General features: G+C 72.7%; 19 protein-coding genes. 7 read left to right on the top strand and 12 right to left on the bottom strand.

From position 1 onward, the window contains the following. Positions 1 to 19: 19 nt before the first annotated feature. Genes OG417_RS52570 through solA form a run of 3 tightly spaced genes read right to left on the bottom strand, consistent with a single transcriptional unit; the run spans position 20 to position 4,949 of the window. Positions 20 to 1,750, bottom strand: a complete 1,731-nt coding sequence (locus tag OG417_RS52570; protein WP_329246921.1) for a hydantoinase B/oxoprolinase family protein — start codon at positions 1,748 to 1,750, stop codon at positions 20 to 22. Next, on the bottom strand, positions 1,747 to 3,798 hold the full coding sequence (locus tag OG417_RS52565) for a hydantoinase/oxoprolinase family protein (RefSeq protein WP_329246919.1): 2,052 nt from the start codon (positions 3,796 to 3,798) through the stop codon (positions 1,747 to 1,749). The genes OG417_RS52570 and OG417_RS52565 overlap by 4 nt, the downstream gene beginning before the upstream one ends. Then, positions 3,795 to 4,949, bottom strand: coding sequence for an N-methyl-L-tryptophan oxidase (solA, locus tag OG417_RS52560; RefSeq protein ID WP_329246916.1), 1,155 nt, complete (start codon positions 4,947 to 4,949; stop codon positions 3,795 to 3,797). The genes OG417_RS52565 and solA overlap by 4 nt, the downstream gene beginning before the upstream one ends. 74 nt (positions 4,950 to 5,023) lie before the next feature. Here solA and OG417_RS52555 point away from each other — a divergent pair, with 74 nt between their 5' ends. Further along, a complete protein-coding gene (locus OG417_RS52555) occupies positions 5,024 to 5,908 on the top strand; it encodes a MurR/RpiR family transcriptional regulator (RefSeq protein WP_329246913.1) in 885 nt (294 codons plus the stop codon). Positions 5,909 to 5,999: 91 nt separating this feature from the next. Here OG417_RS52555 and OG417_RS52550 read toward each other — a convergent pair whose 3' ends face one another. After that, positions 6,000 to 6,644, bottom strand: a complete 645-nt coding sequence (locus OG417_RS52550) for a cutinase family protein (protein ID WP_329246910.1) — start codon at positions 6,642 to 6,644, stop codon at positions 6,000 to 6,002. Positions 6,645 to 6,884: 240 nt separating this feature from the next. On the opposite strand from OG417_RS52550, the gene OG417_RS52545 reads away from it, so the two are divergent. Next, a complete protein-coding gene (locus OG417_RS52545) occupies positions 6,885 to 8,753 on the top strand; it encodes a serine/threonine-protein kinase (RefSeq protein ID WP_329246908.1) in 1,869 nt (622 codons plus the stop codon). 142 nt (positions 8,754 to 8,895) lie between these two features. Here OG417_RS52545 and OG417_RS52540 read toward each other — a convergent pair whose 3' ends face one another. Then, positions 8,896 to 9,024, bottom strand: a complete 129-nt coding sequence (locus OG417_RS52540; protein WP_329246905.1) for a hypothetical protein — start codon at positions 9,022 to 9,024, stop codon at positions 8,896 to 8,898. 129 nt (positions 9,025 to 9,153) lie between these two features. Between OG417_RS52540 and OG417_RS52535 the strand changes: the two genes are divergently transcribed. The 4 genes from OG417_RS52535 to OG417_RS52520 all read left to right on the top strand — a co-directional run bounded on the left by OG417_RS52535 (position 9,154) and on the right by OG417_RS52520 (position 14,195). After that, positions 9,154 to 10,746, top strand: coding sequence for a RecQ family ATP-dependent DNA helicase (locus OG417_RS52535; protein WP_329246902.1), 1,593 nt, complete (start codon positions 9,154 to 9,156; stop codon positions 10,744 to 10,746). A gap of 131 nt (positions 10,747 to 10,877) precedes the next feature. Further along, positions 10,878 to 11,594, top strand: a complete 717-nt coding sequence (locus OG417_RS52530; RefSeq protein WP_329246900.1) for an alpha/beta fold hydrolase — start codon at positions 10,878 to 10,880, stop codon at positions 11,592 to 11,594. Next, complete coding sequence (locus tag OG417_RS52525; protein WP_329246895.1) at positions 11,581 to 12,972, top strand: hypothetical protein; 1,392 nt, start codon at positions 11,581 to 11,583, stop codon at positions 12,970 to 12,972. Before OG417_RS52530 ends, OG417_RS52525 begins: the two co-directional genes overlap by 14 nt. Next, positions 12,972 to 14,195, top strand: a complete 1,224-nt coding sequence (locus OG417_RS52520; protein WP_329246893.1) for a PP2C family protein-serine/threonine phosphatase — start codon at positions 12,972 to 12,974, stop codon at positions 14,193 to 14,195. The genes OG417_RS52525 and OG417_RS52520 overlap by 1 nt, the downstream gene beginning before the upstream one ends. A gap of 1 nt (position 14,196) precedes the next feature. Here the strand turns inward: OG417_RS52520 and OG417_RS52515 are convergent, their stop codons facing one another. Beyond that, positions 14,197 to 15,003 (bottom strand): cytochrome c oxidase assembly protein, encoded by an 807-nt coding sequence (locus OG417_RS52515; RefSeq protein ID WP_329246892.1) that lies wholly within the window; start codon positions 15,001 to 15,003, stop codon positions 14,197 to 14,199. After that, a complete protein-coding gene (locus OG417_RS52510; RefSeq protein WP_329246889.1) occupies positions 15,003 to 15,584 on the bottom strand; it encodes a DUF2243 domain-containing protein in 582 nt (193 codons plus the stop codon). The genes OG417_RS52515 and OG417_RS52510 overlap by 1 nt, the downstream gene beginning before the upstream one ends. A gap of 269 nt (positions 15,585 to 15,853) precedes the next feature. Between OG417_RS52510 and OG417_RS52505 the strand changes: the two genes are divergently transcribed. Next, on the top strand, positions 15,854 to 16,396 hold the full coding sequence (locus tag OG417_RS52505) for a DUF4142 domain-containing protein (protein ID WP_329246885.1): 543 nt from the start codon (positions 15,854 to 15,856) through the stop codon (positions 16,394 to 16,396). 129 nt (positions 16,397 to 16,525) lie between these two features. On the opposite strand, the gene OG417_RS52500 is transcribed toward OG417_RS52505, so the two are convergent. The 5 genes from OG417_RS52500 to OG417_RS52480 all read right to left on the bottom strand — a co-directional run bounded on the left by OG417_RS52500 (position 16,526) and on the right by OG417_RS52480 (position 20,436). Continuing rightward, positions 16,526 to 16,942, bottom strand: a complete 417-nt coding sequence (locus OG417_RS52500) for a CBS domain-containing protein (RefSeq protein WP_329246882.1) — start codon at positions 16,940 to 16,942, stop codon at positions 16,526 to 16,528. Positions 16,943 to 16,953: 11 nt separating this feature from the next. After that, complete coding sequence (locus tag OG417_RS52495; protein WP_329246879.1) at positions 16,954 to 17,820, bottom strand: metal ABC transporter permease; 867 nt, start codon at positions 17,818 to 17,820, stop codon at positions 16,954 to 16,956. Between the two features lie 64 nt (positions 17,821 to 17,884). Continuing rightward, the gene (locus OG417_RS52490) at positions 17,885 to 18,730 is read right to left on the bottom strand and encodes a metal ABC transporter permease (RefSeq protein WP_329246875.1); all 846 of its coding nucleotides are present in this window, start codon (positions 18,728 to 18,730) and stop codon (positions 17,885 to 17,887) included. Positions 18,731 to 18,739: 9 nt separating this feature from the next. Continuing rightward, positions 18,740 to 19,510: a metal ABC transporter ATP-binding protein gene (locus OG417_RS52485; RefSeq protein ID WP_329246872.1), complete on the bottom strand. Its 771-nt coding sequence runs from the start codon at positions 19,508 to 19,510 to the stop codon at positions 18,740 to 18,742. Positions 19,511 to 19,512: 2 nt separating this feature from the next. Continuing rightward, on the bottom strand, positions 19,513 to 20,436 hold the full coding sequence (locus OG417_RS52480) for a metal ABC transporter substrate-binding protein (RefSeq protein ID WP_442875635.1): 924 nt from the start codon (positions 20,434 to 20,436) through the stop codon (positions 19,513 to 19,515). Between the last annotated feature and the right edge of the window lie 303 nt (positions 20,437 to 20,739).

Below are 20,739 nucleotides of genomic sequence, written 5' to 3'. Positions count from 1 at the left end.
GGACGCCTCCGCAGGGGGGTCAGGTTGTGGCGTTCCTTCGGGTGCGTTCCGCGGCCGTACCGGCGACGTCGACGAGACCCGCCGCGGTGAGCACCACTCCGTACTGGTCAAGGGCCGCGGCGGGGCTCACCCTGCCGTCGGCCACGTCCGCCGCGACCGCCCCCGGGTCGCGTTCCAAGGGGTCCCCGTGGCCACCGGAGCCCGGTGCCTCGATCCGTACGGCCTCGCCCGGCTCCAGGTGGATCCCGGAGACCCGCCCCGAGCGCAGCCGTTCGCCCTCCCCGTCGCGTACGTGCACGACGAACGCGCCGGGATCGCCGGGCAGCCCGCCGCACAGTCCCCAGGGCGGCACCTGCTGCCGGTCCGCGTGCGAGGAGAACTCCGCGCCGGAGTCGAGGGCCTGGATCTCCCGCCGGATGCCGAGACCACCGCGGAACCGGCCGGCGCCGCCGGAGTCGGTGATCAGCTCGTAGGCGTTGACCCGGAGCGGGTACTCCAGCTCGAGCGCCTCGATCGGCAGGTTGGAGGAGTTGGTGATGTGCACCTGAACGGCGTCCAGGCCGTCGCGGTCCGGGCGCGCCCCCATGCCGCCGGCCACCACCTCCGGGTAGACCCAGAAATCTCCGCCCTGTTCGCCGGCCAGCGTGAAGTAGGTGACGGACGAGTGCGAACCGGCGGGGACACGCTCGGGCAGGGCCTTGGCCAGCGCGCCCAGCACGGCGTCGGCGACGCGCTGGCAACAGTCCGTACGGCCCGCCACCGGCGCGGGCGGCCTCGGGTTGACCAGGCAGCCCTCGGGCGCGGTGATGGCGATGCCGTCGAAGAAGCCGCCGTTGGCGGGGATCTCCGGGTCCAGCACGGCCTTCACGGCGTAGCAGACGGTGGCCTCGAGCGCGGAGCGCACGACGTTGATGCCCAGCGCGGACTGCGGCCCGGTGCCGGTGAAGTCGACCGCGATCCGCTCGCCGGCGACGGTGACGGTCGCCGCGACGGGTACCGGGGCGCCGCCCGGCTCGTCCGGGTCGAGGTGGTCGGTGAAGGCGTACTCTCCGTCGGGCACCGCGGCCACCGCGGCGCGCAGCCGGCGGCTCGCGTGGTCGAGCAGCGCGCCGGTCGCCTCCCGCAGCGTGGCCGCGCCGTACCGGTCGTGCAGCTCCAGGAGGCGGGTCCGCCCGATGTGGCAGGCGGCGAGCTGGGCGCGGATGTCGCCGCCGCGCTCCTCGGGAAGACGCGAGTTGAGCGTGACGAACGACAGCACGTCGGTGCTCAGCCGGCCCGCGGCGACCAGGCGGACGAGCGGGATGCGCAGGCCCTCCTCGAAGATGGAGCCGCAGTCGCCGGAGTTGGACCCGGGCACGCGTCCGCCCACGTCGGAGTGGTGCGCGATGTCGGCGACGAACCCGATGAGCTCGCCGTCGCGGAACACCGGCGCGGCGACCGTGATGTCGGGCAGGTGCGTGCCGCCGCCGGCGTACGGGTCGTTGGTGATGAACACGTCCCCGTCGGTGAGACCGAGGTCCGCGCCGACGAGGTGCGCGATGAGGCCGGCCATCGAGCCCATGTGGATCGGCATGTGCTCGGCCTGCGCGATGAGCCTGCCCGCGTGGTCGAACACCGCGGTCGAGCAGTCCGACCGCTCCTTGATGTTGGTGGAGTACGCGGACCGGCGCAGCGCCACCCCCATCTCCTCGGCGATTCCCAGCAGCGCGTTTCCGATCACCTGCGTGGTGATCATGTCGGGGGCGCTCATCGCGTGGCCACCTCGATCAGTAGGTTTCCGTGCTCGTCGATCCGGCCGGTCGTGCCGGGCGGGAGGACGGTCGTGGTGTCGAGTTGTTCGACGATCGCCGGCCCGGCGATCCGGTTGCCGGCGAGCAGCGCGTCCCGGCGGTAGATCGTGGCGTCTTCGGTCCCGGCCTCGAACACCACCGGGCGCCGGGCGGCCACCGCCGAGGGCGGCGGTGTGGGCCCGCCGGAGGGCAGCGGAGGCGGCTCGTGGCGCGGGATGCGCCCGACCGCCGACACCCGTACGCCGACGATCTGCACCGGGGCGCCTTCGTGGGCGAAGCCGTACGCCTCGGTGTGCAGCGCATGGAAGCGCTCGACGAGTTCGGTCAGGTCGCCCGTGGTGAGGTCACGCGCCGGCAGCGGCACGTCGAGCTCGTAGTTCTGCCGCCGGTAGCGCATCGAGGCGACCGCGGTCAGCTCCCGGTCGGCGGGGTCGATGTGCTCGGCGGCCAGCCAGGACCGCGCCTGCGCGCTCAGCCGGCGCAGTGTGCCGTTCAGCTCCGGCAGCGCTTCGGTGTCGGCGACCTGGTAGACCGAGCCGACCAGGTCGGTACGCAGGTCGGTGACGAGGAGGCCGAGGGCGCAGAGGGTGCCGGGGTTCGGCGGCACCAGCACCGTGCCGATGCCCAGCTCGGCGGCGATGCCGGCCGCGTGCAGCGGGCCCGCCCCGCCGAAGGCGACCAGCACGTGGTCGCGGGGATCGACGCCGGTGGCCACCGAGACGTGCCGGATGGCCCGCGCCATACCCGCCTCGACCAGCCGGAGGATGCCGAGCGCGGTGCGTTCGCGGTCCATCCCGAGCTCGCCGGCGAGGCCGTCCACGACGGCCTCGGCCGCCGCGACGTCCAGCCGCATCGCGCCGCCGAGAATGCCCTCGGGGGACAGCCGGCCGAGCACGGCGTGCGCGTCGGTGACGGTCGGCCGGTCGCCGCCGTGCCCGTAGCAGGCCGGTCCCGGCCGGGCTCCGGCGCTTCGCGGCCCGACCGTCAGCGCGCCGCCGGGGTCGACGGCCGCGATGCTCCCGCCGCCCGCGCCGATGGTGTGGATGTCGAGCGAGGGCGAGCGTACGGGGTAGCCGTCGACGTCGCGCTGGGGCGAGACCATCGCGGTGCCCTCGCCGATCAGGCAGACGTCCGTGCTCGTACCGCCCATGTCGAAGGTGATCAGGTTCGTCCGCCCGATCCGCTCGCCGAGATGGCGCGCGGCGACGACGCCCGCGCTGGGGCCGGACAGCAGCGTGCCGACCGGGCGGTCGCGGGTGGCGGCGAGCGAGGCGAGCCCGCCGTTGGACTGGATCACCAGCGGCGCGACCGGCGAGCCCAGCTCGGCCACCCGGCGGCCCAGCCGGTCGAGATAGCGCGCCATGGGCGGCCCGACGTAGGAGTTCATCGTGGTCGTCGTGAACCGCTCGTACTCGCGGAACTCGGGCGTGATCTCGCTGGAGATCGACACGTAGCCCTCCGGCCAGTGGCGCCTGAGGTGGTCCCGGATCTGGATCTCGTGGACGGGGTCGCGGTAGGAGTGCAGCAGGCAGACCGCGACGGCCTGGATCTCCAGTTCCCGCAGCCTGGCGATGATCGGATCGAGCCGGGCGGTGTCCAGCTCCACGAGTACCTTCCCGGCCGCGCTCAGCCGCTCGTCGACCTCGAAGCACCAGGCCCGCCTGGTCAGCGGCGCCGGCTTCGTCACGAACAGGTCGTACAGCGCGGGCCTGCGTTGGCGGGCGATCTCCAGTACGTCGCGGAAGCCCCGGGTGGTGATCAGCGCGGTGCGAGCGCCGGCGCGCTCCAGCAGCGCGTTGGTGGCGACCGTGGTGCCGTGCCCCAGGTACCCGATCGACGCGGCGGTGGCGTCCATCGCGGTGACCAGGCGGTCGATGCCCTCGGCCACGGCCTCGGACTGGTCGCCGGGCGTGGAGGGCAGCTTGTACACGTCGCGTGCGCCGGTGCCGGTGTCCAGCGCGGTGATGTCGGTGAACGTGCCGCCGACGTCGACTCCGATGCGGATCACGCGACCGCTCCCTTCCGGAACCGGGCCGGGTCCAGCCCGGCGATGTCGTAGGCGGTCTCGCCCGTCGTGGCCAGATCGGCGGCGATGTCGCCGAACAGCGGAGAGAGCTTGAACCCGTGGCCGGAGAACCCGGCCATCAGCACGACGCGCGGATCGTCCGGGTGCGGGCCGAACAGCCCGTGGCCGTCCGGGGTGTAGCCGTCGAAGAACGCGCGCAAGCGGATGCCGGTGGTCTCCAGCCCCGGCAGGTACCGGCGGGCCGTCGCCGCGACCTGCTCGGCGTAGGCGGCCTCCACGTCGTGGACGAGCGGGTCGTCCAGCTCCTCCAGCACGGTGCGCGCGATGTGCAGGTTCATCTTCACCGTGCGGTCGTCGAGGGAGGAGAAGAAGGAGAAGTCACCGCCCGGGCCGCTGCGCCGGACGCCGGGAGGGAAGGCCGCCGGGCGGAAGTCGCCGGGGTCGCGCGCGGCCAGCCAGGCCAGCACCACGCGGCGCACCTCGATCGCCGGTGCGAGCAGGTCCCAGAAGCGCCGGCTCCAGGGGCCGAGCGCGGAGACGACGGCGTCGAACGTGGTCGTGCCGCTCGCGGTGACCACGCCGATCCCGTCCGTACGCGGCTTCAGGTCGAGGACCCGCTCGCCGATCCGCAGCTCGGCCCCGTGGGCGCGGGCGCGTCCGGCCGCCGCGCGCAGCGCCGCGCTGGGCAGCAGCGTGCCGCCGGCCCGGTCGACGACGATCACTTCGCCGTCGAGAAGCCGGTGTGGGGGGAAACGCCGCGCCGCCGCGTCCTGGTCGAGCACCTCGACGTCCAGGTCGTGCGTTCGCGCCGAGGTCAGCGTCTCCGTGACGTCGGGGTGGTCGGGCGCGCCGACGGTCAGAGCGCCGGTCGGCAGGAGCAGGCGCTCACCCGAGGCCCGCTCCAGGTCCTGCCACAGCGTGCGGGCCCGCCGCAGCAGGGGGACGTAGTGGCGGCCCTCCTTGTAGGCGACGCGGAAGATCCGTGACTCGCCGCCGGCGGCGCCGTGGGAGTGGCCGGGCTCGCGGTCGTCGATCGCGGTCACCGCGAAGCCGCGCTCCGCGAGCCGCCAGGCGGTCATCACGCCCATGGTCCCGGCACCGAGAACGGCGATTCGTGGCGAGGCGGGCGTCACTGTTTCTCCTGTTCATGCGGCTGTTTCGTGACGTGAAAAGTAGTTGATACAACAGATGCTGCATACTCTTTGTCGTGAATCCGACGGAACTGACGCGACACGGGAGCTTCATCGAGCGGTTCGCCGCGCACGCCGGTCAGCTGACGCGCTCCGAGCTCCGGGTGGCGCAGTACATCCGGCGGCACCCGGAGCGGGCCGTCGTCGCGTCGGCCGCCGCACTCGGCCGGATGACCTCCACGAGCGACGCCACGGTGCTGCGCACGGTGAAGGCTCTGGGCTACCAGGGCCTGCGCGAGATGCACGCCTCGCTCGTCGACCAGCTGCGGCGCCGGCAGGACCTCACGACCCAGCTCGCCGCCCGGGTGGAGGCGGTGGCCCCCGCGACCACCAGCGTGTTCGAACGGGTGCGGCGGGACAGCATCGCCACCCTCCGCGAGCTCTCCGCGCGGCTACCGGACGACCGCTGGGCGGAGTGCGTCCAGGCCGTGGACGCCGCCGACGGGATCCTCTGCTTCGGCCTCGGACCGGCGGGAACGGTCGCCGAGCACCTGGCGATCGCCCTGACCCGGCTGGGCATGACCGCGGTCGCCACCGCGAACAGCGGTATCCGGCTCGCCGACCGGCTGGCCACGCTGGCCTCTGGCTGGGCGCTCGTGGTCTTCGCGCCGCTGCGCATGTTCCGGGAGATCGGCGTGGCGCTGGACCGCGCGCGGGACGTCGGCGCGACGAGCGTGGTCATCACCGAGGCGCTCGCCCGTGAGGTGCGGAACCGGGCCGACATCGTGCTGACCACGCCGCCGAGCGGGGAGGGCGCGGCGAGTGAGACGCTCGCGCCGCTCGTGCTGGCACAGGCGCTGACCATGGAGATCGCCGCCCTGCGGTCGGAGCAGGCCGCTCAGCACGCGCTCCTCCTCGAGCGGCTGAGATCCGGCATCACCGGTACGGCGACCGCACGCTGAGCGCCGCCCGCGTCCGCGGGGCCGTACGGCACAGGTGCCGGTCGGCGAAGGCCGACCGGCACCTGGTTCGCCGGGTGACGGAGGTTTTCCGTCAGGGGATGTAGACCCCGTTGAACCACTGTCCGTGGGCGTCGTCGGTGTACACGTCGACGTTGAAGTTGTAGTTGCCGTGCTTGCCTTCCCACAGGTAGCCGGGCAGTCCCGAGGAGGCGTTGGCGTCGCAGATCACGTCGTCGGTGCAGATCGTCAGCACGGGGACGTCGCCGAAGTGGTCGTCGGCGCCGGCGAGCGGTGCGCCGACGACGGGGGCGATGGCCGGGTGGGCCGCGGCCCCGGCGGCGCCCGGTCCGGCGGCGCGCTTGGGATCGGCGAGCAGGATCGCGTTCACGTTGCCGAAGGTCCGCCAGTTCTCGGTGACCCAGGTGTGGACCACCGCGGCGCCGAGGGAGTATCCGACCACCTTGGCGTGCTGGCCCGGGCACTCGTTGCGGTGGTCGCGGATCAGCCGGTTCAGCTCGTTCACGCCCTGGCGGTCGGCGGCGCCGACGGGCACCGCCGGGTACCCGACACGCTGGCTGACATGGCCGGAGTAGATCGTGCTGTTGAGGTCGCCCGTGCCGCCCACCACGATCGTGTAGGTGCCTCCGCAGGAGGCGGCCTGTGCGGCCGGTGCCGCCGGCAGACTGATGCCCGCCAGCGCGACAAGGCCGGCCAGCAGGGTTGAGAACTTGCGCATTGAACCTCCCGCTCGTGACGGTTACGCGGCTTGCGCGACCGGTTCTTCGACGCGCGCGGAAGACGCTAATGCCATCCGATGACATCCCGATGACACGGCGATCAATCGGCCGGTCAGATGAATGGTCGTGGAACGGCCTTTCCCGGTCAGGGCTCCGGGATACCGCACCGTGATCGGCGGCTCTAGGATGCTGTCGCGATTTCCCGCCGAGGGGGCGTCGGCCCCGCGATCGAGGTGGCGATGGGCAGGCGAGAGGCCCCGGTTCCCGACGGGCCGCTGCGGGAATTCGCGCTGAAACTCCGGGAGTTGCGCGACACCGCGCCCGGAGCGCCGACCTATCGCGAACTCGCCCGCAAAGCGCACTATTCCTCGTCCGTTCTCTCGGTCGCCGCCTCGGGGCAGCGCCTGCCGACCTGGGACGTCACCAGCGCCTTCGTGGCGGCGTGCGAGGGCGACGTCGACGAGTGGCGCGAGCGCTGGTCGCGCCTGCGGGCCGAGCTCCAGGCCGCGCATCCAAACCTGATCAGTGAGGCCGGCGCCCCTTCACCGGGCTCCGGCGCCGCGGTCTCCGAGGCGTCCTCGGTTCCCGAGGCGGAGACACCGCCGGCGCCGGTCGCGCCGCTGACCCGGTCCGACCCGGCGAAGGTCGGGCCGTTCCGGCTGCTCGGGCGCCTGGGCGGCGGTTCGATGGGCCAGGTCTACCTGGCGGTGTCGAAGACCGGCCGCCCGGTGGCGGTGAAGATCGTGCGCCCCCATCTGGCCGAGGACGCGCACTTCCGGCGCCGGTTTGCGGCCGAGGTCGCCGCCGTGCGCCGGGTCGACAGCCCGTACACTCCGGCCGTCATCGACGCCGATCCCCAGGCGGAGGCGCCGTGGATGGCGACCGCCTACATCGCCGGTCCCTCGCTCGGCGACGCCGTGAACGCCGACGGGCCGCTGCCGCCCGACGTGGTGATGAGGCTGGCCGCGGGCATCGCCGAGGCGCTCGCCGACGTCCACGCCGCCGGGGTGCTCCACCGCGATCTCAAGCCGGCCAACGTGCTGCTGGACGCCACCGGCCCCAAGGTCATCGACTTCGGGGTGGCCCAGGCGGACGACGGCAGCCGCATGACCCAGACCGGCGCCAGCGTGGGCACGGTGCCGTTCATGGCGCCCGAGCAGGCCGGCGGCGGCGAGGTCACCGCGGCCTCCGACGTCTTCGCGCTCGGCTCGGTCCTCGCCTACGCCGCCACCGGTGTGCTGCCCTTCGGCGACGGTACGACCGGCGAGGTGCTGTACCGGATCATCCACACCGATCCCGATCCGGCCGCGCTCGACTGCCACGACGACGGGCTTCGCTCGCTCATCACCCGGTGCCTGGACAAGGACTCCGCCCGCCGGCCCACGCCGGAGCAGATCGTCGAGGCCTGCGCCGATCGGCCCATGCGCGCGGGCTGGCTGCCGGACTCCCTGGACACCTCGGTACGGCGCTCCGCCGACGACATGTCCGCGCTGCTCGCGCGGGCGGCGGCCCGCCGCACCACGGCCGTACGCCTCGGGGCCGTCGCGGCCGTCGTGCTGGTCGCCGCCGGGGTCGTGGTGGCGCTGTACGCCGCGCGCCCGTCCGGCGCGCCTGCACGGACCGGTGGGGCCGCGAGCCCGGGCGGTGCGGCCCCGGGCACGTGGACGGCGCGATCCGGGCCCGCGTGTTCGACGGGGAAGGCGGTGGCGATGGACACCACCGGCTCCTGGAAACCGCTGACGGGCAGCGGCACGGCCGGCTGTGGGGACGCCCTGATCCACCGCACGACCGACAGCGGTGACGGGGCGAACTGGATCTTCTACCCGGGTGTGGGCAAGACCTGTACGTTCCACATCGACGTCCCTGCTTCGGACGTCGTCACCGCCAGTAACGTCATTTACCAGGCGTGGGACACGATTCCAGGCAAGCACACGGACGAACACCGCATCGGCGGCAATATCCGTACCGACCAGCGGGCCAATCGCGGCCGGGCCATCACCATCACGTTCGGCCCGACCAAGAACGGCACCATCGACCTGCAGATCTACGACGACTATCCCGAGCACGAGATCGAGGCAGCCAGTACGGTCACGGCCACCTGCCGCTGAGCTCGGCGTTCGGTTTGTTCGGTTGCTCGCGCTTTATCCGGCGAACAGCTCAGGCACCTTATCGCCGGAAGCGTACGCAGGCTCCGGTCCCGCGCATGACGCGGGGCCGGAGCCTGCGATGAACGGTTTCGCCGACGGCCCGTCAGCGGCCGTTGTTGGGACACTCGTCCCAGCTGCCGGCGTTGTCGAGATCCCCGTCGTAAATCCATCCCTGCGTGGAGGTGCCGGCGATCCGTACATGAGTCCAGGAGTTGCCGTAGGCGTTGACCACGAAGCAGTGGTAATAGACCGTCCGGCCTTTGCCGGGCGTGGCGACGACGGAACACGCCGCGTACGGGCCGCTGTGAATGGGATTCCGCAGAACAGCTAGCTCTTCGAGGGCGGGGTAGGGCTCCGGGTGATGGCCTCGCGGGCGGATGTCGCTGGACTTGCCGAGAAGGTGTTCGGCATTCCCGAGCTGCGGCCTGCGCAGCGAGAGGCCGCCGAGACGCTGGTCACGGGCCGGGACGGCCTGGTGGTGATGCCCAGCGGGGGCGGAAAGTCGGTGATCTACCAGGCGGCGGCGGTCGCGCTCGGCGGTCCGGCGGTGGTGATCTCGCCCCTGGTGTCGCTGCAGCGGGACCAGACCCGGCGGCTGCGCGAGCGGGGGCTGCCGGCGGTCGCGCTCAACGCCACGGCGGGAGAGAAGCGGCGAAGCGAGGCGTACGGCCTGCTGCGCGGCGGCGCGCCGGCGTTCGTCTTCCTCGCCCCGGAACAACTCGTCCGTGACGACGTGCGCGCGGTGCTGCGCGAGGCGCCGCCGGTGCTGCTCACCGTGGACGAGGCGCACTGCGTCTCCGCCTGGGGGCACGACTTCCGCCCGGACTATCTACGGATCGGCGGGGTGCTGGACGGGCTCCCGCGCCGGCCCGTGGTGGCGGCGCTCACCGCGACGGCCGCGCCGCCCGTGCGGGAGGAGATCGTCGCGCGGCTCGGGCTCCGCGATCCGGCGCGTTTCGTGTCCGGGTTCGACCGCCCGGAGATCCGGCTCGCGGTGCCGGGCTTCCACGACGCCGGCGGCAAGGAGGACGCGGTCGTACGGCTCGTGGGCGAGCTGCCCGGGTCCGGCCTCGTGTACGCGGCGACGCGCCGGGAGGCCGAGGCGTACGCGGAACGGCTCGGGGTGCCCGCGTACCACGCGGGGATGCGCAAGAGCGCCCGCGAGGCGGCCCAGCGGGCGTTCATGGACGGGGCCACGATCGCCGCGACGAGCGCGTTCGGCATGGGCATCGACCGGCCGGACGTACGGTTCGTCGTGCACGCCTCCGCGCCGGGGTCGCTGGATGAGTACTACCAGGAGATCGGCCGGGCCGGCCGCGACGGCGAGCCGGCCACCGCGGTCTGCTGCTACCGGGCCGAGGACCTGGGCCTCCAGCGGTTCTTCGCCGGCGGCCGGCCCGACGAGGACCTCCTCGCCCGGGTGGCGGAGGCGGCCGACGGGCCGGTCTCACGCCGGGAGCTGGCCGAGCGCGCCGAGGTCTCGGGGCGCCGCCTCGGCGGCGCGCTGAACCTGCTGGAGTCGGCCGGCGCCGTCCGGCTGGGCCGGCGGGTGGAGCCGGTGCCCGGCGCTCCGGCACCGGCCGAGGCGGCGGCCGCCGCGGTCCAGGCGGCCGAACGGCACCGCTCGATCGAGCGTTCGCGCGTGGAGATGATGCGGCGCTACGCGGAGCTGACCGACTGCCGGCGCCGGTTCCTGCTGCGCTACTTCGGCGAGTTCACCCAGGACCCCTGCGGCCGGTGCGACAACTGCGAGGCCGGCTGGTCCACCCCGGCGGACGAGGAGGACGCCACGTACGCGCCGGGCGAGCGGGTGCACCACCGGGACTGGGGCCGGGGCACGCTTCTGGGCTACAAGGACGGCCGGCTCACCGTCGTCTTCGACCACGTCGGTTACAAGGAGCTCCTGGAGGACACCGTGGCCGGCGAGGACCTGCTCCGCCCGGTGCGCGACTGACACCGCCCGTTTGGCTCCGTGGACCTGGGTATTGCCACTGTGTGATGCCCGAACCGAAGGTGGAGACATCCGGCACGCCGCGTGGGTCCGGCGCCCTGCGGCGGAGCCTTTCCGCGGCCGGCGGATATCGGATGGCCTCGTGGCGTACCGGGCCCCCGGCGGTGACGCCGGTGGTGTGCGTGCACGGCGCCGGGGTCTCGAGCCGGCCGCTGCTCCCGCTGGTGGAGCGGCTGGGGGAGAGCGTTGAGACGTGGACGGTCGACCTCCCCGGCTTCGGGCGGAGTCCCCGGCCGGCCGAGCCGCTCGGGCTCACCGCGCTCGGTGACGCGCTGGCGGACTGGCTGGAGGCGGTGGAGCTGCCGCCGGTATGCCTGCTCGGCAGCTCGTTCGGCTGCCAGGTGGCGACCGACGTCGCGGTGCGTCATCCGGGCCGGGTGCGGTCGCTGGTCCTCGTCGGGCCGACGATCGACCCGATGGGACGCACGTGGCCGCGCACCACCGTGCGGTGGCTGCGCAACGCCGTACGCGAGAGCCCGCGGATGGTTCCGCTGAACCTCGCCGACTACCGCGACTGCGGTACCCGGCGGGTGCTGTTCACGTTCGGCGAGTCGCTGCGGGACCGGATGGAGGACCGCCTGCCGGCCGTCACCGTGCCGACGCTCGTCGTCCGGGGAGAGCGCGACGCGCTGGTGCCGCGGCCGTGGGCGGAGGAGGTCACCCGGCTGGTTCCGCGGGCGCGGCTGGCGACGGTGCCGGACAGCCCGCACACGGTTCCGTTCCGTGCGCCGGAGGCGCTCGCGGCCCTCGTCACCGAGTTCGTACGGCAGGACGCCGATGCGAGCGGATGAGCAGATCGCCGACTTCGACTCGGCCACCGGCATGCTGCGCGTACTCGGTGAGTACCTGCGCGGTCGCGACGCTCCGCTGCTCGCGCGTTACCCGGGCGCCGCCGAGCCGTTCGTGGCCGCGCTGCTCGGCGCGGCGAACCGGCTGCCCCGCCGGCTTCAGGAGAAGGCGTACGCCGCCAGCGGCTGGGCCGAGGCGCTCCCGGCCGACCGCATGGGCGAGGTACGCGCGGACGAACTCGCCGAGTGGGTCGTCGGCCGATACCCGCGGCGGCGCTATCCGGCGGTGTTCGTCGGCTCGTCCAACGGCGCGATGACGCACCTGGCCGCCGCTCTGGGGGCCTGCTGGCTGCCGCAGACCCTGCTGATCCCGGTGCGCCGCCGGGGCGGCCATCCCGACCGGCCCGCCGAGGCGCTGCGCACGCACCGGGACGCCGGGCGCGCGCTGCTGCGGGCCAACCCCGACCTCGAACTCCACCACATGCACGACGCGAACCAGGACCGCCTCATGGTGGCCGGCATGTCCTACTTTCGCGTCAAGTGGCGGCGGCTGCCCGAGGCGTACGAGCGGTTCCTGCGCGAGCGCCTGGCGCCCGGCGGCATGGTGATCAGTGTCGAGTGCGGGCTGAGCTGGCCCACCACCCGGATCGGCGAGCGGCACGTGTTCCAGCACGGCGCGCTGGGCGGAGCGACGGCGGAGGAGTTCCGGCACGGCAGCCCGCGCGTGGCGGAGTTCCTCGCGCGGTACGGCTCGCCGTACGACCGGTGGGACGCCCCGGAACCGGACGGGGTGAGCCCGGAGGCCGAGTGGGGTTTCCAGGACGGTCTGCTGGACTCGCTCGGCGACGTCGCCGCCCGAGCGGGTGCGACTCTGCGGCGGCTGCGGTTCGACGCGCCGGAGGACCTCAGCCCGGTCGTCGCCGACCTGTACCGCGACTGGTACCGGCGCCGTGGCATCGCGCCGGACCGGCTCCTGGTGGAGAACTTTCTGCTGGTCGAGCCCTGGTGGACCCTGCGCACCGGATCGGTGCCGTTCTGGACGGTCTTCAACACCGAGCCGTCCCGGCAGGCACTGCTGCGCCACCTCGACCAGGCCGATCCGTACGATGAGATCCGGCTCATCCTGTTCTCCCACGGCGTCGAGTCGGTCGGCCTCGCGTCCATCGACGACTGGGGCCGCGTGCTCGACCGGGCGCGGAAGGTCGGCGTCTTCACCGGGGTCGACGCCCGTGCCTACCCGCGCGACTTCGCCGTCTTCGCCCGTGCCCATCGCGAGCTCGCCCGGACCCGGCACCGGGTCCCCATGCCCGCCAGGCCTCTCGATGTCGCCGACGTGGACGAGTTCCTGGAGAAGCGGGACGACGTCGGCTGGTCGGCCTGATGGCCGAAGACGCACCGATCGTCGACGCGCTCGCGAAGCTGCTCCAGCGCTCACACCTGCTGGTGCCCGCGGACCTGGCGGCCGAGTTCACCGACGCGGTGCGCCCGCTGGGGATCTCCGAGGTCCGGTTCTATCTGGTCGATCTCCAGCAGCAGCGGCTGCGGCCGATGGCCGGTGCCTCCGGCCGTACGCCTCCGGCGCTCAGGATCGTCTCCACACCGGCGGGGGAGGCCTACCAGACGACCAGTGTGCGGAGCACCCTGGCGGAGGGAGAGCGCCGCCTGTGGATTCCCCTTCTCGACGGCACCGAGCGGCTCGGCGTCATGGAGGTCGTGTCCCCGGGCGACGACGCGGACGTCGACCAGGCGGAGCTGGAGCGATGCCGCATGCTGGCCTCGCTGGCCGCACTGATCATCACCAGCAAGTACGTCTCCAGCGACATCTACGCGCGGCTCCGGCGGCGCCGCGAGATGGCGATTCAGGCGGAGATGGCCTGGGCGTTCATGCCACCGCGGACGCTCGCGACCCGAAGGGTCATCCTGGCCGCGAGCCTGGAGCCGGCGTACGACGTCGGAGGGGACGCGTTCGACCACTCGCTTTTCCGCGATCACCTGTACTTCTCGCTGTTCGACTCGGTCGGCCACGACCTGACCGCCGGTCTGATCTCCAGCGTCGCCATGGCCTCCAGCCGGGCCGCGCGCCGTGCCGGTGGAACGCTGTCCGACAGCGTCGCGCAGGCGGATCGCGCCATCGCCGGCCAGTTCGGTGAGTCACGGTTCGCCACCGCGCTGCTGTGCGACCTCGACATGGACACCGGCGAGCTGAGCTGGATCCCCTGCGGTCATCCTCCGCCGCTGCTCATCCGCGACAACATGGTGATCAAGCAGCTCGTCCGCGAGCCGTGGCTGCCGCTCGGCCTGGGGGACACGGGCGAGCCCATGTCCCCGACCGTGTACACCGAAGAGCTCCAGCCGGGTGACCGGGTGCTCCTCTTCACCGACGGTGTCCTCGAAGCACGCGCGCAGAGCGGTCGCGAGCTGGGAGTGACGGGCCTGAGCGACTTCATCATCCGGCACAGCGCCGAAGGCCTCGCCGCTCCGGAGACGTTGCGCCGTCTCAACCAGGCGATCCTGGACCATCAGCACGGACGCCTCCGCGATGACGCCACGGTCGTTCTCGTGGAGTGGATGCCTGCCGACCCCGAAGAACGCCTCACCCTGTGAGTCACGGGAGCGACGGCGCGGTCCTTTGCCGGCGCGCGGTCCGGGCCGGACGCCACGTGGCGACCAGGGCGGCGGCGAGCAGGAGTTCGGCGATGTCCCCGCCGTAGTACATGATCTCCGCGCCGCCGCGGACCTGCGCGATCGGGGCGTGGACGTCGATGAGGAACCCGCCGTACAGCAGTTGCGCGATGACGGCGTGCCCGGCGATGGCCACGCCGAGGACGACCAGCCGGGCCCGGACGCCGGGTCTCGCCGGCGCGGGGTCGCGCCCGGCGATGACCCACGCGAACAGGCAGCCCGACAGCAGGAAGTGCAGGTGCAGCAGCCAGTGCAGGGCCGGTCGCGCGGCCGTGGCGTCGTACAGCGGGGTGAAGTAGAGGACGGCCAGGCCGCCGGTGCTGAGGCACAGCGCGATGAGCGGATGGGCCGCCACCCGCACCGGCCGGCCGCGCAGGGCGCCGGTCAGCCGCCGGGCGTGCCGGGCGGGCAGCGCGCGCAGCAGCACGCTGCCCGGCGCGCCCAGTACCAGGGCCGGCGGGGCGTACATGGCGATCAGCAGGTGCTGGAGCATGTGCCCGCGGAAGTCCTCGTGCGCGAACGGGGCGATCGGCGGCAGCAGGGCCGCGGCCAGCACGGCGCATCCGGTGAGGAACGCCGCCGTGCGCCACCGGTCCCGCGAGCGGTGGGCCGGCCGGGCGCCACGCCGTACGAGCAGCAGGTAGCCGGCCGCGAGCAGCACGACGACGGTCACGGCCGGAACGGCCTGCCACGACCCGTCGTGATGCGCGGGCATCGGGTGGTCGTGCATCAGGCGCTCCGCGGCCGGTCGCGGGCGCCGTCCGGCTCGGGGTCGAAGGGCGTGCCGGAACGCTGGACCAGGTAGCCGACCAGCAGGAGCACGGCGCCGAGCACCAGGAAGCCGATGTCCCACCAGAGCTGGTGGGGACCGGTCCGTACGTGGTGGATGCCCAGGATCTGGTGGTCGAGGAGGCCTTCGACGAGGTTGAAGAGCCCCCAGCCCGCGAGTATCCAGCCCCACAGCACCCGGGAGGTCCACACGCGGCGCCGCCGGTGGGTGACCCGGGAGTAGAGGATGGCCAGCCCGATGAGTACCGACAGCCAGCAGACGACGTGGAACAGGCCGTCCCAGACCGTGTTCATCTGGAGTCCTGAGACGGTGTGGGGGTTGTAGTACTTCACGCCGATGTTGTCGGTATCGGTGCTGCTGAGCATGTGGTGCCACTGCAGCAACTGGTGCAGCAGGATGCCGTCGACGAACCCGCCCAGCCCCACGCCCAGCACGATCCCCGGCAGCTGGAGGCTCGCCGGCGTCGCACCCGCCCTGACCTGGTCGGTAGCGGCGGTCATCATGTCCCTTTCGCCCGGCATTGGGAGAGTGAAGATCAGCGCTCTCCTCTGGGCCGCTACCCGGTGAACGAGCGGCCAACCGCCGGACGGGTATAACGCCGAAGAGCCGATGGCGGGGGCCGCGACGGCGTACGGACCGCCGTTCCGGCGGGTGTGACGGCCCCGGCCCGCATGGGGCGGAGGGTCACGGGTAGGGCGGGGCGGTGGCAGAGCCCGAACGGCCACGCGGCAGCGCGTCGACCAGCCGGAACGGCGACGAGGTCGGCGCCTGCGGGTGAGGAGGCAGAGAGATGAAGCGACATTCGGGCCGGCTCACGATCGCGGTTCTGGCGCTGGCGGGCGCCGCGGCGTGCTCGACGGGAGGTGGCGCGGTCCATGCCGCCGACACCGGCACGCCGTCCGCGACCGGCGGCGACCGGACCTGGCTGGCAGCGCTCCACCAGGCGAACCTCGCCGAGATCCAGGCCGGCGAACTGGCGAAGAAGAAGGGCACCACCCCGGCGATACGGTCCGTCGGCGCGATGATCGTCACCGACCACGTCGCCTCGGACGACCAGGTGGCGCGGGTCGCCAAGAGCCTGAAGATCACGCTGCCGTCGTCGGCGGCGCCGGCGGACGCCGCGGCGGCGAGCCGGCTCGCCAACGAGTCCGGTGGGACGTTCGACCACGACTTCGTCTCCACCATGATGACCGGCCACCAAAAGATGATCAGCAAGACCCAGACCGAGATCGCCCAGGGCACCGAGCCGCAGGTGAAGAACCTCGCCCAGAGCACGCTCCCGGTGCTGCGCAAGCACCTGACGGCCCTGCGGAAGGCGGCGCCCACCGGCTGAGCCGAACGCTCGCGTAGGGCGCGTCTCAAAGACAGCGGGGCTTTGAGACGCGCCCTCTAAGGCCCAGGGCCATTGCCCGGGCCGGTGGACGGTCGCGTACCCCGTCGACCGGAGCCCGGGTCGGCCGGTTCAGCCGGTGGACACGGCCTGGAGCAGTTCGCCCACTTGGGGGTCGGGGAGCGCGCGGGCGACGTCGGCCTGGGCGACGATCCCGACGAGGGTGTGCCCGTCGATCACGGGGAGGCGGCGGACCCTGTGGTCGGCCATCGTGCGCAGGATCTCCCTGGCGTCGTCGTCGGCGCCGATGGTGACGGCTTCGCCCTGAGCCAGATCACCGGCCTTGGTCGCCGCCGGGTCGTGGCCCGCGCCGAGGACCTTCACGACGATGTCGCGGTCGGTCAGCATCCCCTTCAGCCGGTCGTCCCGGCCGCAGATGGGCAGGGCGCCCACACCGTGTGCGGCCATCTTCTCCGCCGCGACCAGAACGGACTCGTAGTCGCGTACGCACTCGGTCCCGCCGGTCATGATCTCGCGTGCGGTCGTCACGGTCTCCTCCTTCACGTCTCGCGGACCCGGCGTTCACCGCCGGCGCTGCTCCGCGCTACCCGCGCGACGCGCGAACCAACATGGCGGGCGACCGCGTTCCGGGCGGCGGTCGCGGCGAGCGAGACGGCGAACAGCGCCCCGGTGACGACGGTGACGGTGCCGCCGGCGGCGACGTCGTAGCGGGTGGAGATGAGCACGCCGGCCAGTCCGCAGCCGGCGCCCACGGCCACCGCGACCGCGGTCATCGCCGGGATGTCGCGGGTCCACAGGCGGGCGATGGCGGCGGGTGCGACGAGCACGGCGACGGCCAGGATCGCGCCGACGGCCGGGACCGCGACGAGGATGACGGCCTCGACGGCCAGCAGCAGCGCCAGGTCGATCCCGGTCGCGCCGTACCCGGCGGCGGCGTGGCCCTCGGGGTCGAACGCGCGGAACGTCAGTTGCCGGCCCCCGGCGGTCACGAGGACGGCGACGATGACGCCGACCACCGAGACGGCGACCAGGTCGGCGGTCCCGACCGTGAGGATCTGGCCGACGGTGAAGGCCGTGAGGTCCTTGGAGAAGCCGTCGCGGGCCGACAGCAGGATGACGCCGAGCGCGAACCCGGCCGACAGCACGATGCCGATCGCCGTGGCCGTGCCCTGCTCCGGGCGCCGCGACAGCGCGAGGACGCCCAGCACGACCAGCACGCCGAACAGCCCGCTGCCGAGATAGAGGTTCACGCCGGCGATGGCGGCCAGGACGACGCCGGGGAAGGTGGCGTGCGTCATCGCCATCGTGAAGAACGGCAGCCGCCGCAGCAGGACCCGTACGCTGATCAGGCCGCCGACCGCACCGAGCAACACGGCCTCGACGATCGCCTTGTCGACCGCGGTCATGAGTCCTCCTTCGTCGGAGGGCGTGACCACAGGGGCGTGTCTTCGATTCCCTCGCTTCGCTCGGTCATGGGGTCCTCCGCGTCGCTCTGAACGCCAGCGCGCCGAGGTGGCAGGCGATGAGGATCAGGACGACGGTGGCGCCGGAGGCCAGCCGCAGGCCGTGGTGGACCGAGGCGTCGTAGCTGACCGCGAGCCCGGCCCACCCGCCGAAGGCGCCGATGACGGCCGCGGCCGGCACGATGAGCGCGAGCCGGTCGGACAGGAGGCGAGCGGCGGCCGCGGGGACGATGAGCAGCGCGATGACCAGCACGGTGCCGACGGCGCGCACGGCGGCGACGACGACCAGCGCGACGATGGCGTTGGTGGCCAGGTCCAGCAGGCCGATCCGGTACCCGGCCGCCCGCGCGCCCTCCGGGTCGAAGGCGCGGGCGAGCAGCGGCCGTCGCAGCACCGCCAGCGCCGCGACGACCAGCGCGGTCACCACCAGGGTCTCGGTCAGCTGCTGCGGCGTGACGGTCAGGATCCGCCCGAACAGGAACGCGGTCAGGTCCGCGGTGTAGCCGGACTCGCGGGAGACGAGCACGACGCCGAGGGCGAAGAAGGTGGTGAGCAGCACCGCCAGCGCGGCGTCCTCGGTGACCGCCCGGTGCCGGGTGATGAGGGTGAGCAGCGCGGCGGTCGCCGCGGCGGCGGCGAGGGCGCCCCAGAAGACGCCGCCCTCGCCGCTGAGCAGGTAGCCGATGACGACGCCGGGGAAGACCGTGTGCGTGAGCGCGTCGGTCATGAACGCCAGGCGGCGCAGCAGGATCAGCACGCCGACGGTGCCGGCCAGCGCCCCGAGGACGAGCAGCTCCGCCAGCGCCCGGCCCATGAACGGGTAGGCGAACGGCGCGATGAAGATCTGTTCCATGGCCCGGCCTCAGGAGTGGGCGACGATGACCCGGTCACCGCGCAGTTCGAGGGCGTGCCCGCCGTACGTCGCGCGCAGCCGGTCCGGGGTCAGCGTCAGCCGGGTGGGGCCGAAGCCGTACTGCCGGCGGTTGAGCAGGCAGACCTCCTCGCAGGCCAGGTGGGCCAGGGCGAGGTCGTGCGTGGAGACGACGACGGCCGTACCCTGCCCTTTGAGCACGGCGACGGCGTCCAGCAGGGCCTGCTCGCTGACGGCGTCGACGCCGTTGAACGGCTCGTCCAGCAGCAGGAGCCGGGGCTCGGCGGCGATCGCGCGGGCGAGCAGCACGCGCTGGCGCTGCCCGCCGGACAGCGTGCCGAACCGGTGCCGGGCGCGGTCGGCCAGCCCGACCTGTTCGAGGGCGTCGCGGGCGGCCTGCCGGTCCGCCGCCCTGGGGCGGCGCAGCGGGCCGATACGGCGGTAGCGGCCCATGAGCACGACCTGGACGACCGAGATGGGGAACTCCGGGTCGAGCGTGTCGGCCTGGGGCACGTACGCCACCTCGCGCCGTGCCTGGGCGGGCGTCCGGCCGAGGACGGTGATCCGCCCGGACGCGAGCGGTACGAGACCGAGGATCGCCCGGATCAGGGTCGACTTGCCCGCACCGTTCGGGCCGATCAGGGCGACCGCCTCGCCGGGAGCGGCCATGCCGTCGATGTTCTCCAGGGCCGGCGCGGAACCGTAGCTGACGGTGACCCCGTCCAGCTCCAGGGCCGCAGGCGTGTCCGTGGGGGTGCTCACGGTCAGCCCTTCAGCGCCGTGACGATGGTGGTGGTGTTGTGGCGCTCCATGTCGATGTACGTGGCGCCGGCCGAGCCCGCGGGGCCGAGCGTGTCCCCGTACAGGGAGTCCTCTCCGGCCTCGACCTTCACGCCCGCCTGCTCGCCGATGGCCTCGGCGGTCTTCGGGGGGAGTGAGGACTCGGAGAAGATCGCCTTGGTGCCGGTCGCCTTGATCTTGGCGGTGAGGGCGCTCAGCTGCTTGCCGGACAGCTCGGCGGACGTGTCGAAGCTCGGGATGATCGAGCCGACGAACGTCAGGTGGTAGCGGTCGATGTAGTAGCCGAAGGCGTCGTGGTTGGTGACCAGCTTGCGCCGGTCGGCGGGCACCGTGTCGATCTGCCCGGCGATCCAGGAGTCGAGCCGGTCGAGCTTTCCGGTGTAGGAGGCGAGGTTCGCCTCGTACGCCGCCTTGCCGCCGGGGTCCTCGGCCTCGAAGGCGGCGGCGATGTCGCGGCTCATGACCTCGGCGTTCTTCGGGTTGTGCCAGATGTGCGGGTCCCCTGCCGCCTCTTCGCCGGTCCCTTTGCGGATGGTCACCCCCTTGCTGGTGTCGACCAGGGTGCCGTGGAACCCGGCGGACTTGACCGTCTGGTCGAGCCACCGTTCCAGTCCCACACCGTTCTCGACGACGACGTCGGCCTCGGCAAGGGCCTGAACGTCGGCGGGGGACGGCTCGTAGTCGTGAGGGTCGACGTTCGGCTTGAGGATCTGCGTGACCGTGACGTGGTCACCGCCGATGTTGCGAGCGAAGTCCGCGACCTGCGTGGTCGTGGCGACCACCTTCAGCCGCCCGCCGTCACCGGCCTTCGCGGAGCCGGAACCACCACACGCCGTGGCCATGACCAGGAGTCCCCCCAGGACCACAGCCGAAGTCTTGATACCCAACACGTCTCCTCAGGTGCGCACTTCATCAAGATGAAAATGAAAACCAGTCTCATCATCATGAGATCGGAAACGGTTGTCAATGTCGTTAGATGTCCGACTCGCTGGACGGTGGACTCGTGTCACAGGCCGGGCGACCGGAAGCCTCGGGGTCCTGTCGACGGGGCTGTGGGGATGCTCACAGACCTCGTGGGTTGACCCGTATACACGCGTGTACGTATTGTCCCACTAAATCGATAGGAATAACCTCCTATAGCTCCTACGACTCGTCTGCGCAGGTCGCGGGCGAGGTCGGTTGCTGCTCTT

Source organism: Actinoallomurus sp. NBC_01490 (assembly GCF_036227085.1).
In the GTDB taxonomy this organism is placed as follows: domain Bacteria; phylum Actinomycetota; class Actinomycetes; order Streptosporangiales; family Streptosporangiaceae; genus Actinoallomurus; species Actinoallomurus oryzae.
The sequence above is the reverse complement of the archived record's forward strand: the minus strand, read 5'-3'. Positions and strand labels throughout refer to the sequence as shown.

Coding starts and splice junctions, on each gene's coding strand:
- OG417_RS52570 (WP_329246921.1), bottom strand. CDS start 1,750: ATGAGCGCCCCCGACATGATCACCACGCAGGTGATCGGAAACGCGCTG.
- OG417_RS52550 (WP_329246910.1), bottom strand. CDS start 6,644: ATGCGCAAGTTCTCAACCCTGCTGGCCGGCCTTGTCGCGCTGGCGGGC.
- OG417_RS52545 (WP_329246908.1), top strand. CDS start 6,885: ATGGGCAGGCGAGAGGCCCCGGTTCCCGACGGGCCGCTGCGGGAATTC.
- OG417_RS52535 (WP_329246902.1), top strand. CDS start 9,154: ATGGCCTCGCGGGCGGATGTCGCTGGACTTGCCGAGAAGGTGTTCGGC.
- OG417_RS52530 (WP_329246900.1), top strand. CDS start 10,878: ATGGCCTCGTGGCGTACCGGGCCCCCGGCGGTGACGCCGGTGGTGTGC.
- OG417_RS52525 (WP_329246895.1), top strand. CDS start 11,581: ATGCGAGCGGATGAGCAGATCGCCGACTTCGACTCGGCCACCGGCATG.
- OG417_RS52520 (WP_329246893.1), top strand. CDS start 12,972: ATGGCCGAAGACGCACCGATCGTCGACGCGCTCGCGAAGCTGCTCCAG.
- OG417_RS52515 (WP_329246892.1), bottom strand. CDS start 15,003: ATGCACGACCACCCGATGCCCGCGCATCACGACGGGTCGTGGCAGGCC.
- OG417_RS52510 (WP_329246889.1), bottom strand. CDS start 15,584: ATGCCGGGCGAAAGGGACATGATGACCGCCGCTACCGACCAGGTCAGG.
- OG417_RS52505 (WP_329246885.1), top strand. CDS start 15,854: ATGAAGCGACATTCGGGCCGGCTCACGATCGCGGTTCTGGCGCTGGCG.
- OG417_RS52495 (WP_329246879.1), bottom strand. CDS start 17,820: ATGACCGCGGTCGACAAGGCGATCGTCGAGGCCGTGTTGCTCGGTGCG.
- OG417_RS52490 (WP_329246875.1), bottom strand. CDS start 18,730: ATGGAACAGATCTTCATCGCGCCGTTCGCCTACCCGTTCATGGGCCGG.